Here is a 16,734-nt window from a genome sequence, read left to right on the forward strand (position 1 = left end):
CCCTTACGGAGCGCCAACGACTATACCCGATGCGAGCTGCATTTTCCATCGAGCCGCCCCTTCCGTCGGATGGCCCGGCCGGATGCGCGTTTTCGCGTCGCGACGACCGCATGCGCCGCTACATCGGCCGCACCTTGCGATTCACGCGTTCGTCGAGCAGGTTCGCGACGCCGAGCATCGCGGTCATCGCACACCATCGCAGCGGCTCGGGTGGCACCGACGGCGTCTTGTGCGTCAACGCGTCGAGCAGCGGCGATCGCCCGTCGTGAATGCGCTCGGCCAGCACGCGGCCGATCAGCGATTGCGTGCCGACGCCATGCCCCGAGCACCCGGCCGTGTAGAACACGTTGCCGTGCGCGCCGGCCGCGCCGACCACCGGCAACGCATCGCCCGCGAACGAGATGTAGCCGCTCCAGCAAGCACGCACCGGCACGTCGCCGAGTTGCGGAAAGCGCGCGTGCAGCGTCTTCAGAAGCGCGCGATACGTGTCGCCGTCCGGCACGTTCGGCGTCTGCGAGCCGTATACGTAGTGCAGCCGCTTGGTCGTCAGCAACAGCGTGTTGCGCGCGGTCAGGCGGTGGCTTTCCATCGTCAGATGCGGCGTGACGATGCCCTCGCGATTCGGCCAGCCGAGCGCCTCGAGCTGCGCGTCGGACAGCGGCTCGGTCTCGAGCGCCGATACGCGCAGCGGCATCACCTTGTCGCCGAGCAGGCCGAGTTGCGGCGTGTACGCATTGGTCGCGAGCACCAGCACCGGCGCACTCGCGCTGCCGCGCGCGGTGCGCACGCGCACCGTCTCGCCCGCGTCGAATTCGAGCAGCGCGGTGTTCTCGTAAAGTCTCACGCCGGCCGCGAGCGCAGCCCGCCGCAAGCCCGTCACGTACTTGCCGGGATCGAGCGTGCCGCCGCCCGGCACGTACGCGCCGAACAGGAACGCCGGTGGAATCCCGCGCTCGCGCATCGCCGCGCGATCGAGAAACTGCGCAGGCGAGCCGAGTTCGATCCCGGTGGCCATGCTCTCGCGCAGGCGCTTTTCCTGCGACGGATGCACGCCCGCGCGAATGATGCCCGATGCGCGGTAGTCGCAGTCGATCGCGTATTCGGCGAGCTTGCGTTCGACGTACGCGACGCCTTCGTCGTAGAAGCCGACGATCCGCTTCGCCTGTTCGTGGCCGACCCGCTTGAGAAACAGCTCGTATTCGAGCCCCTGGCCGCCGGCGAGATAGCCGGCGTTGCGCCCGCTCGCGCCGAAGCCCGCGAACTCGCGCTCGAGCACGACGACGCTCGCACCGCGCGCGGCCAGCTCCAGCGCGGTCGACAGGCCGGCAAAGCCGGCGCCGACGACGATCGCATCCGCCTGCACGTCGCCTTCGAGCGCCGGTTGCGCGCGCTCGGGCGGTTCGATCCAGCCGCCGACGGGACGATATTTCCGCAACGCGGCGTCGGCGCGCATTTCCTCGCCCCAGCGCACGAGCGCCCCGCCCGCATCGGTGCCCGCCGCCTGCATCGCCGCTGCCGCACCGACCCCGCCCGACGCCGGTCGCGTCGTCCGCCCTGTCTGCGCCACTTGCCCGAGCGCCATTGCGCCGTGTGCGTCGCCCATGTCCGTCTCCGTCAATCCCTGCTGAGAATGTGAATCGCCAGTGCCGCCTCTTCGACGCCCTGCAAGCCGCCGCCGTTCTCCTGGATCGCATGGCGGGCGCCGTCCACCTGCCGTGCGCCCGCTTCGCCGCGCAACTGCGTGACCAGTTCGTACAACTGACCGATGCCGGTCGCGCCGAGCGGATGCCCCTTCGATTCGAGGCCGCCCGACGTGTTGATCGGGATGCGCCCGCCGAGCGTGAACTCGCCGCGCTCGGCGGCCGGTCCGCCTTCGCCGAACGGCACGAAGCCGAGGTTCTCGGCCTGGATGATTTCGCCCATCGCCGACGCGTCGTGCACTTCGGCCACGTCCATGTCCTCCGGCCCCACGCCGGCCTGCTCGTACGCCTGGAATGCGGCGAGCCGGCCGATGTGCTTGTGCGGCTCGTCGATGCGCCGCCGCGTGAAGCTGCGGATCACGCTCGCGGCGATCCGGACGCAGCGGCTGCGGTCGGCGCCGATGCGTTCCAGCCCTTCTTCCGTGCAGAGGATGGCGGCCGCCGCGCCATCCGACAGCGGTGCGCACATCGGCAGCGTGATCGGGTACGTGATCGGAGCGGCCGCCAGCACCTCGTCGATCGTGAACGGCTGGCGGAACTGCGAGTACGGGTTGTGCACCGAATGCCCGTGGTTCTTCGCCGACACGGCGGCGATCTGCCGTTGGGTCGTGCCGTACGTGTGCATGTGATGCCGGCACAGCGCCGCGTAGATCTTCATGAAGCGGCTGTACGGGCGGTCGGATTCCGAGCCGGGCGGCGGCTCGATCCCTTCGCCGAGCCGCGCGAGCATCGCGAAATTCTCGTCGACGCGCGACACGTCCCAGCCGGCCTCGAACAGCGCGAACGATTTCGCCTTGTCCGCGACGTTCATCTTTTCCGCGCCGAGCGCGAGCGCGACGTCGCATGCGCCCGACTGCAACTGCCGCACGGCGAGGTGCACGGCCGTACTGCCCGACGCGCACGCATTCTCGACGTTGAACACCGGGATGCCTTCGAGGCCGATCTTGCTGAACACGACCTGACCGGGAATCGACAGCTGCCCTTGCAGCGCGCCGTTGGTGATGCCCGCGTAGAACGCGGCGCGGATCGCGTCGGCATGGCAGCCGGCGTCCCGCAATGCGCGCTGCAGCGCCTCTCTCGCCAGATCGTCGAGGCTGCGCTCGAGATGCCGGCCGAACACGGTCATCGCGATACCGGCGATGTAGATGTTGCTCATCGTATGGAATCCATATGAAGCAGGTTCAGATCCTGCGTTGCCGGCCTTGCCAGTACCGTTCGCGCAGGTCCTTCTTCAACACTTTGCCGGCCGTGCTGCGCGGCAGCGCGGCGACGAAGTCCACGCTCTTGGGCGCCTTCACCGAGCCGAGCTTCTCCTTGCACAGCGCGACGAGCTCTTCCGCGCTCACCTGCTGCCCGGCATTGAGCTCGACGACCGCCTTCACGGCCTCGCCCCACTTGTCGTCGGGCACGCCGATCACCGCGCAGTCCTGCACGGCCGGATGCGCCCAGATCACCTGCTCGATTTCGCTCGGATAGACGTTGAAGCCGCCGCTGATGATCATGTCCTTCTTGCGGTCGGTGATGTGCAGATAGCCATCGCGATCGAGATGGCCGATATCGCCGGTGTGCAGCCAGCCGTCGACGATCGTCTCGGCCGTCTTGTCCGGCGCGCGGTAGTAGCCCTTCATCACGAGATCGCCGCGTACGCAGATCTCGCCGGTCTCGCCCTGCTTCAGCAACTCGCCGCGCTCGCCGACGATCTCGACGCGCACCAGCGGATTCGGGCGGCCGACCGACGCGAGTCGCGTGTCGGGCGCCAGCTTGCCGTCGACGAAATGCTCGGCCGGCGTCAGGTACGAAATCGACGCGGGCGCCTCGGTCTGCCCGTAACCGCCCGTCATCACCGGGCCGAACACGTCGATCGCGCGCTTGAGCTTCTCGACCGACATCGGCGCGGCACCGTACAGGAAGTAGCGCAGCGACGAGAAATCGACCTGCTCGATGCCGGGGATATCGAGCAGCCGGTAGATTACGGTCGGCGGCAGGAAGAACTCGGTCACGCGATGCTTGACGATCGCGCCGAGCAGCAACGCCGGGTCCGGCTTCGGCAGCACGACCACCGTGCCGCCGCGCGCGGTGCACGGCAGCGACATCATGCCGGCCGTGTGCGTCATCGGCGCCGCGGCGAGATTCACGGGGCGCACATCGTCGTACGTCATCGCGATCATGAATTGCGCGAAGTACGTCTGCAGCGAACGATGCGTGTTCATCACGCCCTTCGGCGCACCCGTCGTGCCGCCCGTGGCCGACAGCGCGACGACGTCGTCCATCGCGTAATCGACGACCGGCGGCGTCGCCGGCTGGCGCTCGCTCCACGCCGCCAGCGACGGCGCCCACGGCAGGTCGGCGTCGAGACATACCCACAGCCGGATCTTCGGCAGGCTCGGCCGCAGCGCATCGATCGCGGCCGCGAACGCCTGATGGAAGAACAGCACTTCGCAGTCGAACGCATCGAGCACGTACTGGTTCTCGGCCACCGCGTTGCGGCCGTTCACCGGGATGTACGCGAGCCCGGCGCGCCACATCCCGAGCGCGCAGCTCCAGCCGATCACGTCGTTGTCGGCCCACACCGCCGCCTTCGCCTCCTTCGCGAAGCCTGCGGCGAACAAGCCGTTGGCGATGCGGCACGACAGCTCGCCGATCTCCTGGAACGTGTAGTTGCGCTCGTCCTGGATATACGCGATGCCGTCGGGATTGAGCCGCCACCCGCGGTCGTAGAAATCGATAATGGCCATGTCACAAGTTCCGTTGGGTCTGTACCGGTGCGGCGGCGGCCGTCACAGCTGCGTGACCGTCGCGCGCGCGAGCCCGCGCTGTTCGAGGAAGCCGAGCAGGTAGCGATGACCGAATGCCTTCGAGCCGGACGCGAAGCCCGTGCGCGCGGTATCGCCGTCGAGCAGCTTGAGCACGCCGGCCGCGTGAATCGCGCCCGTCGAGATGTACGGCGTGACGCCGTGCACGGTCGCGCGCACCGCCGCGAGCTGGCCGCGGCCGATCGCGACATCGACGCTGCGCTGGATCGTCGTGCGCTCGCGCGGCGGCATCGTCGGCGTGGTCGACGCGACGACCTGCTTCAGCACCTCGTCCTGCTGTTCGCGAGGCAGGTGCTTGTATTCGGCTTCCCACTTTTGCCCGAACTGGTGCACCAGCTTCATCACGTTGTTGTCGTAGAAGCCCACGCAGGAGATGCAGCTGCGCACGCGCGCATCGTGCTCGAAATAGACGGGCAGCGACGTGCCGCCCCACGGCAGGCAGAACACCGGCTGCATCAGCTCGGGCGTCGCGACGGTAAACGATGCGTCCGCGGCGTGCGGCACGAGCGCCTTCTCCCACAGGTAGCAGGACTCGTGGCGGGCGCCGTCGAAGATCGTCGCGGTCGAGCCGATGCTCACGCCGGCCGCACCGCGCGGGCCGCGCGTCAGCGTGGCCGTCTCCAGCGCATCGATGCCCGGCGTTTCGAGCGCGAGCTCGGCGGCGATCTCGGCGAACGTGTACATGTAGGCGTTCGACGACGACACCAGCAGGCCGGCCTGGCGATACTGCTCGCCGAATTCGTCGCGCACGGCACGGATATACGACTGTTCGCCGGTCGTATCGAGGTGGTGGCAGCCGGCCTTCAGCGCGGCCTCGACGCCGACGAGCCCGAAGCTCGAGAACGGCCCGACCGTGTTGCACACCACCTTCGCACCGCGGAAAGCCTTCACGAGCGCATCGACGTCGTGCTCCGCTTCGATGATTTCGTATTGCGCGGATTCGAGCCGCACGACGCGCTGCGCCATCATGTCCTTCGCGCGGGCCGCATTGCGCGCGACCGCCGTGAACGGGATGTTCTGGTCGATCAGCCAGTCCATGATCAACATGCCGGTGTAACCGCTTGCGCCATAAACGACGACGGGGTGCTTAGCCATGCTTGTCTCCTGAAACGTGAATTGTCGAGAACCGGTTCGGTTCGAGGTCGGGTACTGCTGCTTCGTATCCGGTGCGTCCTTTTGTAGAACACATTACCAATCTTAGGTCACTATGACAAAGTAAACGGTAAAGAAAAAGGCAGGGTATTCCCGGCCCCGACGCGTTTTGCGCATCATTTCGCCGCTCCGCCCGGCGACAGACCGGCCAGATAATGCGCAACGGCACGCGTGTCGTCGCCCGACAACGTCGCGGCCAACCCGTTCATCGCACCGGTCGGATCGTGCCGCTCGCCCGAGCGGAACGCCGCCAGTTGCGCTTCCAGGTAAAGCTGTCCCTGGCCGGCGAGGCGCGGGGCCGGATCCTTGCCCGTCAGCGCCGCGCCGTGACACGCGCGGCAGCTTCGCGCGTCGACCAGCGCCATCCCGCGCTTGTCGAGCGCCGCGTCGGCCGGCACGGGTTCGTTGCGCGCCGGCGCCTGTCGCGCGAAGTAGGTCGCCAGCGCGTCGATCTTCGCGTCGTCGAGTTCGCGCGAAAGCGGCCCCATGTACGCGTTGCGGCGCTGGTCCGCGGCGAACGCACGCAGTTGCGCGGCGATATACGGGGCCGGCTGGCCCGACAGCGACGGATACCACGCGTTCTGCGACTGTCCATGCGCGCCGTGGCAGAAGAAGCACGTCTCCTGAGCCTGCGGCCACGCGCCGCCGTTGGCTTTGTCGGCTTCGCCGATCGCGGCCATCGCCTTCTGGTAACGCATGCCGTCGAGGAGGTCCGGGCCGTACAGCACGCCGGCCGCCGCACCGCCCGCCAACAACAGCGCGGCGCCGTTCATCCAGGTTCGTTTCATTCAGGCCTCCCCGCCGCGGCCGGCCAGCTTGCCGAGCGCCTGCAACGCCGCGCGATGCCCGGCGCGCACCGCGCCGTCCATCGCGCCGGGCCACAGGTCGGCCGTCTCGGTACCCGACCAGATCAGCCGGCCGACTTCCGGCCGCAGGAATTTGCCCCATTTCGTCCAGAAGCCGGGCGGCAGCGGGTGGATGCACTGCAGCGTCCACGGATCGACGCGGCCCCAGTCGTAGTCGTGGAACTGCGTCGGATGCAGCGCCTCGTCGCCGAGTGCGCGGGCAAAGATGGCCGACAGCGTTCGCTCGGCCGCCTTCGGTTCGGCCGGCAGCGCGCCCGGCGCGACGAACGCGGCGAGCACACCCACCGAGCCGTCCGGCGGCGAGTTGTCGTACGCCATGAACACCGGGCCGCCGACTTCGAAGATCTGTCCGTTGTAGCCGCCGTCGCGCCAGAACGGCCGGTCGTACACGTGCACCGTCTTGCGCATCGGCGCATTCGCCGGCCAGTTCCGCTGCAACTGCGCGCGGCCTTCCGGCAGCGGCGGATCGAACGCGATCTGCTGGCACAGCGCCGGATTGAGCGCGACGATCACGCGCCGCGCGCGCAGCACGCCGCGATCGGTCTGCACGTCGACCACGTCGCGATCCCAGCCCGAGATCTTGCGCACCGGGCAGGACAGTCGCACCTTCGCGCCGAGTTCGCTCGCCATCCGGAGGCTCAACACCTGCGAGCCGCCGACGAAGCGCGTTTCCTGTGCGCCGCCCTTGGTCGATTCGAGCTTCGCGTAGTCGCAATCGGCGCTGTTGATCATCGACAGGTAGTGCAGCAATCCGAGCTGCGCCGGCGCGCCGCCGAGCGACAGCTTTGCCGCGAGGCCGAGGAAGTAGCCGTCCTCGTAGGTCACGCCCTGCTTGAGCAGCCAGTCGCCGTAGGTCAGCTTGTCGAGCTCCGCCGCGCGCTGCGCGGTCCACGGTTCGCGCGACGGCACGCCGCGTGCGAGTGCGCCGAGCTTCGCGCCGATCGCGTCGTCGCCGCCCGAGCCGCCGTGGAAATCCTGGGCGACACGCGTGTCGCCCGCCAGCACGACGGTCTTGCCCGCGTAATACGTGGGGAACGTATCGACGCCGAGTTCGCGGGCGAGATCGGCGATCGCCGTCTGCCCCGGGCCGATCCACTGGCCGCCGGCTTCGGACACCACGCCACGGCCGAGATCGTGATTGTAGGTCCGCCCGCCGACGCGATCGCGCGCCTCGACCACGACGAACGATTCGCATCCGGCGCGCTTCAGGTCACGCGCGGCGGTCAGCCCCGCGAGCCCGGCGCCGATGACGACGACATCGAACACGCCGCGATCGGCCGATGCCGACGCCGCGCCTTCGGCGAACGACACCTCGCCGGCCGCGAGCGACGCGGCGCCCGCGGCCGCGGCGCGCAATATCCGCCGCCGGGCCTGCATGTCCGGCTTGTCCTTGCGCTTCATTTCGAATGCTCCATGCTTCCTCGTTTTTATCGATCGATTCGACTCATGGCGCGGCCAGCACGCCGTCCTGCGAAAACAGCACCGGCTTGCCGCGCGCGTCGATCAGCGCGGCGGTCAGCGTCGCGCGATCCGCGCGCTGCACGACGTCGAACGGGCCGCCGGCCACGCGCTGCGTCAGCACGAGGCCGTCCAGCCCGACGCCGGTCAGGCCGCCGCCGGTCGCGACGAGATCGGTGATCGAGCTGCGCGTGCCGGTGTGCTGCGCCGCCCACGTCGCGCCGCCGTCGCGGCTCTCGAACAGGCTGCCGAGCAGCCCGCCCACCACGATCCGCCCGTCCGGCGTCGCGACGCCCGACCACAACGTCCCCTTGCCACCCGTCGGCAGATAGGTCCAGTTCGCGCCGCCGTCGGCCGACTTGAGCACCATCCCCTGTTCGGAGACGATGTAGAGCGCCTGCGCGGCGTCGGCGAACACGTGATAGAGATTGCGGTCGGCCTTGCCGCCGCCCGGCGGCTTCGGCAGCGTCGTGCGCGCCCACGTCTTGCCGCCGTCGTGCGTCTGCAGCATCAGCGACCACAGGCCGACGGCAATGCCGTCGCGCGCGTTCGTGAACAGCACCGAGAACAGCGGCTGATCGACCGACGTATCGAGCCGCTGCGTGACCCACGTGTCGCCGCCGTCGTCGGTCGCGAGAATCGCCCCCCACTGGCCGACGGCCCAGCCGTGCTTCGCGTCGGCGAACGACACGGCCGACAGCGTCGCCGATACCGGCACGCGTCGCGCCTGCCGCCAGGTCTTGCCGTCGTCGTCGGACAGCAGCACGATGCCGTGCTCGCCGACCGCGACGATCCGCGCGCCGGCGCGCGCCGCGTCCATCAGCATCCGGTGTGCCGGCGCGGCCCATGCATGCGCGGGTTTCGCGGCCCAGGCCGCCACCGTTCCGTCCTGCGGTTGCGCGAGGGCCGCGGCGGCCGCGCAGAGCGCGGTGCAGGCAACGAGTGTCTTGATCATCGATGAACCTCCGTGATGGTGTGCGCGGGCATCAGTGACTGAACAGCACCGACCAGCCGGCATGCGCGACGCCGAGCGCGACGGCCGGGGGCTTGTCGGCACCCTGCTCGGCCGCCGTCTGACGCCCGGCGTCGCCGTCGTTCGACGACGGCGACGCAGCCGTTTCGTCACCCGTGGCGTGGCGCACGCTGACGCGTTTCACGTCGGTCGCGAACGCGCGGGCCGGCGCGGGCTGTTGCGCAACCGTTTCGTGGAAGCGTGCGAAGCCTGTCGCCACGACGCAAAGTGCGCCGCACACAGCAAAGGTCTTGACCATGACTGGATCTCCGTCGGAATGTTCGTCGGCTTCAGTGGCTGAACAGGCCCGGCGCGCGAGCCGGCTTGCGGCGCGGAAACCAGCGCTCGAGCAGCGACGCGAGCGCGGGCAGCGCGGTCATCGCCATCACCAGGTTCACGATGAACATGAACGCGAGCAGCTTGCCCATGTCGGCCTGGAACTTGAGCGCCGAGAAGCTCCACGTCGCGACGCCGATCGCCAGCGTGATCGCGGTGAAGATCGTCGCGACGCCCACTTCGAGCATCGCGTGCTGCACTGCCTTCACGATGTCCTGTCCGCCTGCGAGATGCACCTGCAGCCGGTTGTAGATGTAGAACGCGTAATCGACGCCGATCCCCACCGCCAGCACCATCACCGGCAACGTCGCGACCGTCAGCCCGATCTGCAGTTCCTTCATGAACCAGTAGCCGATGAAGGTCGCGACCGACAGCGGCACGCAACAGGCGAGCATCGCGCGCCAGTCGCGATAGGCGAGAAACACGAGCACCAGGATCGCCGCATACACGTAGAGCATCATCGGCAGCTCGCTCTTCTCGACTTCGTCGTTCGTCGCGGCGAGCACGCCCGCGTTGCCGGCGGCCAGCCGCACCGTGATGCCCGGGAACGGATGCGATGCACGGTATTGCTTCACGTCGTCGAGGATGCGGTTGATCGTCGTCGCCTTGTGGTCGGTCAGGAACAGGTGCACGGCCGTCATCCCGCAGTCGCGGCTCATGAAGCCCTTCAGGCGCGACACGTCGACCGACACCGCGCCGTAGTTCTCGGGCGCGATCGGCACGACGTTCATCTTCGGGAAGTCCTCGTTGTAGCCCTGGTTGTATGCGCGCAGCATCGCCGAATACGACTGCACCGACACGACGCCCGGCTCGGTCTTCATCGCCGCCGAAAAGTCGTCCTCGTACAGCCCGACCGCCGGGTTGTCGCACGCGTTGCCGGTCGATTCGATTGCCACCGTCAGCCAGTCGAGGCCCATGTCGTAGTTGCCGGCGATCGACGTCGCGTCGCGGTTGAAGCGGGCGTCCGCGCGCAGCTCCGGCGCGCCCGGCTGCAGCGTGCCGATCACGCGGTCGCGGCTCTGCCACGCGGCGAGCGCGAAGATCGCCGCCGTCAGCGCGACGGCGACGCCCGCGACCTTCGGCTCCGCCACGCGTGCGAGCACACGCAGCGGCTTCGCACGTTGCTGCGCGCGCTTCAGCGAAGCGTCCGCATAGGCTTTCGTGAAGTTGAAGCACGATGCCGCGACGGGCAGCAGGATCAGGTTCGTCACGATCTTGTACGCGACGCCGAGCGACGCGGTGATTGCCAGCTCGCGCACCATCGGGATCGGGATCAGCAGCAGCGTGATGAACGACACGAACGCGGTGATCAGCGCGAGCACGCCGGGGATCAAGAGGCCGCTGAAGCTGTGGCGCGCCGCATCGAACGAACTCCGCCCGTGCGCGATCTCGCGGACGATGAAGTTCACCTGCTGCACCCCATGCGATACGCCGATCGCGAACACGAGGAACGGCACGAGCACCGCGAGCGGATCGAGGCCGAAGCCGAGCAGCTTCAACGTGCCGAACTGCCACACGAGCGACGTGAGCGAGCACGCGACCAGCAGCACCGTGAAGCGCACCGAATGGCAGTACCAGTACACCGCAAGCGTGGTCAGCAAGAGCGCGATCGCGCAGAAGCCGAGCACGGCCGTCGCGCCGTCGGCGATATCGCCGATCTGTTTCGCGAAGCCGATGATCTGGATCTCGTAGCCGGCATCCTCGAACGGCTTGCGGATCTTGTCTTCGAGCAGGCGATTGAACGCGACGTAGTCGAGCACCTTGCCGGCGCTGTCGCGCTCGTTCAGCTCGGCCGTGATCATCGCGCTGTCCTCGCCGTGCGACACGAGCGTGCCGACGTAGCCGCCGAGCGTCGTCGCGCGGCGCACGCGCGCCACGATGTCGGGCGTCAACTGGTCGGGCGTCACCGTGCCGGGAATGATCGGCTCGGCGCGAAACCCTTCGTCGGTCACTTCGTTGACGAACGCGTTCGGCGTCCACAACGAGCGCACGCCGATCCGGTCGACGTTCGGCAGGTACGTGACGGCCTGCGTGACGTCGTACAGCCGCGTCAGCCCCTGCTTCGACCAGATCGAGCCGTGCTTCGCGCGCACGACCACCGTGATCCGGTTCGCGCCGAGCAGGTCGTTGCGGTATTGCTGGAACGTGCGGATGTACTCGTGCCCGATCGGCATCTGCTTGTCGAAGCCGGCATCCATGCGCAGTTGCACGGCGAACACGGCCATCGCGACGGTGAACAACGCGATCGCCGCGAGCACGATCGCGCGATGACCGAAGAAAAGCCTTTCCAGGCGACTGACCAGACGATTGAGCACGACGTTACCCCTTCATGTATTCCGGTGGCGTACGCCACCTGCCACCTGCCGCTTGCCATCCGCCGCCGTCAGAAATTCCGCGTGACGAACAAGCCGACGAAATTGCGGTCCGCATAAGGCTGGCCCACCGTGTTGTGGCCGCCCCAGAACGCGGTGAAGTTGATGCCAGCCTGCCAGTTCGGCGGGTTCTGGTTGAACAGCACGTAGACGTTCAGCGACTTCGCGCCCTGCATGTAATTCGCGGTGAAGGTCGGCGTGTAGCCGTACAGGCCGGTCGAGAACGTCACGCCCGGCGTGACTTGCCAGCCGGGAATCAGCGAACCGTCATAGGTCCAGTTGAAGTCGATCGTCGCGCCCACCGAGCTCGACGTGCCCTGGCCCATCCCGATCGGATAGCCGGCCGCCGACCCGTTGTTCAGCCACGGCAGGTAGCCGGTCTGCGGCACCTGCGTGACGGTCTGCCCGCCAACCGTGCGCGTGACGCCGCTCGAGCTCAGCCCCGGGTAGTAGATCCACGTCAGTTCCCACGTCAGCGCGGCCGAATCGGCGCCGAGCAGCTTCAGGAACGGGTACTCGCTGCGCGTGAGCGCGAGCAATCCGTTGATGTCGTACTGAAACTTCTTCTTGTCGACCCATTGCTGGCAGTCCACGCCGGCCACGCCGTTCGTGTTCAGGTCGAGCGGGCCGCCCGCGCCGTAGCACCCCGACAGCGCGACCGCATCGCGCGGCCGGTACGACAACTCGGTGCCGATCGCCCACGGCCCGACGCCGAAGTTCGCGCTGACGCCGAACAACTGGCGCCGGCCGAGATACGACCATTGCTCGGTGCCGTTCGCGAGCGACGCGAGCACCGGCGACTTGTCGGTGTAGTTCAGGTAGTAGAACGCGAAGTTCGCGTCGAACGCGCGCGGCGAGTAGTTGAACTTCACGCCGAACTGCGGCCGGTATTTCGCCGGCAGGGTCGTCGTGCTCGGCAGGCCGATGTCGTTGAACGGCGGCCCGGCGTAGGCGCCGTTCACGAGCCCGTTCCTGATCGCGTTGAGCGTGTCCTGGTTGCCGGCCGCGCCCGGTCCGCCGATCGCGTTGGCGATCGTGCCCGCACTCGGCCCGGTCACGTTCAGGTTGTTCGTGTTGATCGTGAACGGCTCCGCGCCGCGGCCGAAACCGTTCGTCACCGACCAGTACGACCCGACCGGCGGATAGCGGTTGCCGTTCCACTGGAACTGGTAATACGCCTCGGTACTGAACCCGTGCGAGAGGTCGGCCGCGAAGCTCGCCATCGGCGCGGGCAGCAGCGCCTGCTTGAGCTGCGAGCCGGGAATCAGCAGTTTCTGCGCATCGATCGAGTTCGTCGCGTTGATGCCGCTTTGCGCGAACATGCTCTCGCCCCAGTTGATCACCTGGTTGCCGAGCCGCACGTGCGCGTTGCGCCCGCCGATCGTGAAATCCTTCTGCGCCCACAGGTCGAGCAGTTGCGCGTTGTAGACGACCTGCGCGGCCGCCGTGCTCGACAACGGCGTGCGATTCGTGTTCCGGGCCATGAAGTCGTACATGCCCGTGCCGCGCACCATGAACTTCAACCCTTCGCCCGGCATCTTCAGCAGCAGCTCGCTGGTCGCGCTGACGTAGGTGCTGAACGGCTGGCCCTTGCGATAATTCAGGTCGCCGTCGTCCGCGTAGCCCCATTGGTTCGTGTTCGCGCCCGCACCGCAGCCGAACGCGTTCGGATCGCCGGTGAGCGAGCAGCTCGGGTTTTTGGTCCGGATGCCGGCTCCCGCCGTCAGGTTCGTCACCCACGAGCCCTGCACGGCGCCGCCGCCCGCCGTGAAATCGTACGCATACGCGCTCGACGTCGCGGCGCCCGCCATCGCCAACGATATCGTAGTATTCCTGAATAACCGTGCCGGTTCCATGATCCGCCTCCGCCCCTGTTCGATGCCGGCGCACGATCTTTGCGCGCGCCGGCCCTTGTATCCGTCAGCCGGTCTCCGTCAACGTTCGCTGACCGAGCGCAGCGATTCCGCCGTGTAGAAATCCTGCTTGAAGCGCGGATCGTCGGCCTGACCGAACCAGCGAATGTCCTTGCCCTGGCCGATCGACGACGCATCGAACACGTAGCGGCCGTTGATCATGTCGTACTGCGCGAGCGGTTCGTTGTCGCAGGTGCCGCCGAGCTCCCACACCGGAATCGGGTAGCTTTCCCGCACCTTCCACAGCTTGCCCTGCGCGTCGTAGTCCTCGCCGACGAGCGCAAGCCAGCTGTCCTCGTCGAGATAGAACACCTTCTTCGACGCGACGTGTCGCGCGCTCGGCTTCAGCGTCGCCTCGACGACCCACACCCGGTGCGTCTCGTACCGACGGTTCGCCGCGGCGAGGCCGTCGGGCGTCGCGACGTCGTGCAGCTTGCTCTTGAACCGGTACATGCCGAACGCGTTGTACGGGACGAGCATTTCCTTCTTGCCGACCAGCTTCCAGTTGAACCGGTCGAGCGAGCCGTTGATCATGTTGGCCTCGTCGATCAGGTACTGGTTCTCGAAGCCGATCAACGGCGCGTCGTGCGTATAGGCCGGCATGCGTCGCACGCGGCGCTGGCCCGGGAAGTAGTAGTAGGTCTCCGAGTCCTTGTTGAAGTACTGCCGCTGGACGAAGGCCTGCCCGGCCAGCGCGGCCGGCGAGTTCATCTGGAAGTAGACGGCGGCGCTCAACTGGTCGACGTCCTGCGGCGACGTCTTGCCGAGCTTGGCCGACGGGAAGTAGAAAGTCTGCGGGCCGACCGCGTCGATCCATTCACTGCTGCCGGGGCGCGGCGAAATGCTCGTGACGACCTGCGCCCATTCGACGCCTTCGCCGCGATAGCGCATCTCGTAGTTCAGGATCGCTTCGATGCCGCTTTTGGGTTGCGGAAACGGTACACCGGGCAACGCGGCCGCGGCGAGGTTCTCGCCGCTCGCATCCAGCTTCGCGGCCGTGAGGTTCGCCTTCGAGTTCTGCTCGGCGGCATCCGGCAACTGGCATTCGCGATGGGACGGATAGACGTCCATCCGGTAGCCCTTCTTCTGCTTGATCAGCGCGACCTGGCCGGGCGACAGCTTGTCCGCATACTTGTCGACGTTCGCCGCGTCGATCGAGTAGAGCGGCTTCTCGTTGCGATGCTTCCAGAAATCGCCGCGCACCTTGCCCCACTCCCAGCCGGCGTCGGGCGACTGCTTGCCGGCATAAGCCGGCACCGCGCCGTCCTTGCTCGCCGAGCGGTCGGCGCCGGCCGGCGTCAGATCGTCCGCCGCGACGGCGGTGCCGATCGCGACACATGCAGCGGCCGCGATCGCGGACGTGGTCCAGAAACGATGCTTCTTCATCATGGTTCTCCTTGCTGCTCCGCCTTCGCTCGCCCGTTCCGGACGAAACCTCGTTTGTTTCGATCGTCGCCGTCAGTCGACGACGACGTCGCACCTGGTCGCACCGGCCGGGGTTTCTCCGGCCGATCGCTTGCCGCTCGACTGCCATTGCGGTATTTTTCGTCAGGACTGCGATTCGAATGGAACGCAGAACCGGCGAAAAACCGTCGTGCCTTCCGTCAGCCCTTGCCGGACCCGGCCACCGCCACCGCGCGAATCTCGACGCACAGCCCCGGCAGCGCCAGTTGCGTGACGCCGACCGCCGTCCACGACGGGTAACGGTCGGGGAAATACACGTCCTTGACCGCGGCGAAGCCTTCGGTCTCGCGTTGCAGATCCGTATGGAAGGTCGTGAGTTCGACGACGTCGACGAGACTCGCGCCGGCTTCCTCGAGAATCGTCTTCAGGCATTCGAACGCGATCCGCGCCTGCGCCTGCACGCCGTCGGCCGGCTGCATCTGCGCGTCGAGGCCGACCTGGCCCGACACCCAGATCGTGTCGCCGACGCGCGTCGCCGGCGAGAAGTGGTACGCGTCGTACCACGGCTGGAACGCTGCCGGCACGATCGATTGCCGCTTCGGAGTGGCTGTCATGATGAAAATCTCCCGGTTCAGACGAGTTGACGGAAACACGGCGCGCGGAACGGATCGCCGGCCTTCAGCGCGGCGAGTTCCTCGACGAACAGCACGCCGGCCGGCGTGAATCCCGAGCGGCTTTCGTCCGGCAGCGGACTGAACACCGCGTCGTCGCCGAAAAAGCGCAGCACGAGCGTGTGGCGATCGGGGAAATCGGCGTCGACCGCGCCGCCGCCGTGCAGCACGCCTGGATGAAGCAGCAGCACGTCGCCCGGTTTCGTTTCCCACGACAGGATGTCGTACGCATCCGGCGCCGCACGGCGCTCGGCCTCGATGTCCGGCAAGCGCGGCCACACGTCGCCACCATGCAACGGGTCGGTCGGATCGTCGGCGTTCTGGAACGTCGTGCCGTCATGCCGCACACCGTGATGCGAGCCGCGCACGATCTCGAGCGCATTGCGCTTCGGTACGTGCTCGAAGCTGATCCACGCGTTGCCGAAATGCATCCCCTGCCACGGCAGGTACGACGTGTCCTGGTGCCACGGCGAGCGTGCGCTCTTGCCGCCGGCCTTCATGAACAGCTCTTCGGCGAAGTACCACACGTGCTTCGAGCCCCACAGGTCGGCGAACAACTGCCCGAACGGCAGCGTGCCGACCAGTGCGTCGAGCCGCGCCTTCGCATACGGGTTCGCGTTGTCGTTGTGCGACTGGTATTCGGTGCCGTCGAGCAGCGTCGTCGCCATCGGCCCCGGGTTCTCCATCCCCCAGTCGAACACCGCGCGGCATTGCGCGAGTTGTTCGTCGTCGAGCACCCCTTCCACGAGCACGGCTCCGTCCTCGAAGAACGCCTTGCGCGTCATTGCATCCATCGTTCATCTCCCGATTCGTTCAGCCCACGACCGGCGGTTCGTCTTCATTGCCGGTCACCAGTAGAACACGATGACTATGTTAGGTCATCATGACAAAAATAATGAAAAGAAAAAGACGGGGTATTCCCTGTTTCGTCTGCATGATCGAACGTATGTCGCCGCCCGCCGCCGGCCCGTCATGACAATCGGCTTTCGGCCTTCATACACGCACACGACAGCGCACGGCTGCCGCTTCTTCGCGCC

General features: G+C 67.4%; 13 protein-coding genes. All 13 read right to left on the bottom strand.

The window, feature by feature from the left end:
• Positions 1–118: 118 nt before the first annotated feature.
• The 13 genes from WT53_RS28065 to WT53_RS28125 all read right to left on the bottom strand — a co-directional run bounded on the left by WT53_RS28065 (position 119) and on the right by WT53_RS28125 (position 16,491).
• Positions 119–1,603 carry an FAD-binding oxidoreductase gene (locus WT53_RS28065; RefSeq protein ID WP_034205723.1) on the bottom strand — a complete coding sequence of 495 codons (1,485 nt, stop codon included), beginning with the start codon at positions 1,601–1,603 and terminating at the stop codon, positions 119–121.
• Between the two features lie 11 nt (positions 1,604–1,614).
• Complete coding sequence (locus WT53_RS28070) at positions 1,615–2,856, bottom strand: thiolase family protein (RefSeq protein WP_034205724.1); 1,242 nt, start codon at positions 2,854–2,856, stop codon at positions 1,615–1,617.
• A gap of 25 nt (positions 2,857–2,881) precedes the next feature.
• On the bottom strand, positions 2,882–4,435 hold the full coding sequence (locus WT53_RS28075) for an AMP-binding protein (RefSeq protein WP_034205725.1): 1,554 nt from the start codon (positions 4,433–4,435) through the stop codon (positions 2,882–2,884).
• A gap of 42 nt (positions 4,436–4,477) precedes the next feature.
• Complete coding sequence (locus WT53_RS28080; protein ID WP_034205726.1) at positions 4,478–5,608, bottom strand: trans-acting enoyl reductase family protein; 1,131 nt, start codon at positions 5,606–5,608, stop codon at positions 4,478–4,480.
• A gap of 173 nt (positions 5,609–5,781) precedes the next feature.
• Complete coding sequence (locus WT53_RS28085) at positions 5,782–6,453, bottom strand: c-type cytochrome (protein ID WP_034205727.1); 672 nt, start codon at positions 6,451–6,453, stop codon at positions 5,782–5,784.
• The gene (locus WT53_RS28090; protein WP_034205728.1) at positions 6,454–7,932 is read right to left on the bottom strand and encodes an FAD-dependent oxidoreductase; all 1,479 of its coding nucleotides are present in this window, start codon (positions 7,930–7,932) and stop codon (positions 6,454–6,456) included.
• Positions 7,933–7,975: 43 nt separating this feature from the next.
• Positions 7,976–8,944 (bottom strand): YCF48-related protein, encoded by a 969-nt coding sequence (locus tag WT53_RS28095; RefSeq protein ID WP_034205729.1) that lies wholly within the window; start codon positions 8,942–8,944, stop codon positions 7,976–7,978.
• A 31-nt stretch (positions 8,945–8,975) separates the two neighbouring features.
• Positions 8,976–9,260, bottom strand: coding sequence for a hypothetical protein (locus WT53_RS28100; protein ID WP_034205730.1), 285 nt, complete (start codon positions 9,258–9,260; stop codon positions 8,976–8,978).
• 31 nt (positions 9,261–9,291) lie between these two features.
• Positions 9,292–11,652 (bottom strand): RND family transporter, encoded by a 2,361-nt coding sequence (locus WT53_RS28105; protein WP_034205731.1) that lies wholly within the window; start codon positions 11,650–11,652, stop codon positions 9,292–9,294.
• A gap of 68 nt (positions 11,653–11,720) precedes the next feature.
• On the bottom strand, positions 11,721–13,565 hold the full coding sequence (locus tag WT53_RS28110) for a DUF1302 domain-containing protein (RefSeq protein ID WP_034205732.1): 1,845 nt from the start codon (positions 13,563–13,565) through the stop codon (positions 11,721–11,723).
• Between the two features lie 78 nt (positions 13,566–13,643).
• Entirely contained in the window at positions 13,644–15,011 is a 1,368-nt protein-coding gene (locus WT53_RS28115; RefSeq protein WP_034205733.1) for a DUF1329 domain-containing protein, read from the bottom strand.
• 215 nt (positions 15,012–15,226) lie between these two features.
• Positions 15,227–15,640 carry a RidA family protein gene (locus WT53_RS28120; protein WP_034205734.1) on the bottom strand — a complete coding sequence of 138 codons (414 nt, stop codon included), beginning with the start codon at positions 15,638–15,640 and terminating at the stop codon, positions 15,227–15,229.
• Between the two features lie 17 nt (positions 15,641–15,657).
• Positions 15,658–16,491 (bottom strand): phytanoyl-CoA dioxygenase family protein, encoded by an 834-nt coding sequence (locus tag WT53_RS28125; RefSeq protein ID WP_034205735.1) that lies wholly within the window; start codon positions 16,489–16,491, stop codon positions 15,658–15,660.
• Between the last annotated feature and the right edge of the window lie 243 nt (positions 16,492–16,734).

Origin of the sequence: Burkholderia sp. MSMB2157WGS (assembly GCF_001532755.1) — a bacterium.
GTDB lineage: Bacteria > Pseudomonadota > Gammaproteobacteria > Burkholderiales > Burkholderiaceae > Burkholderia.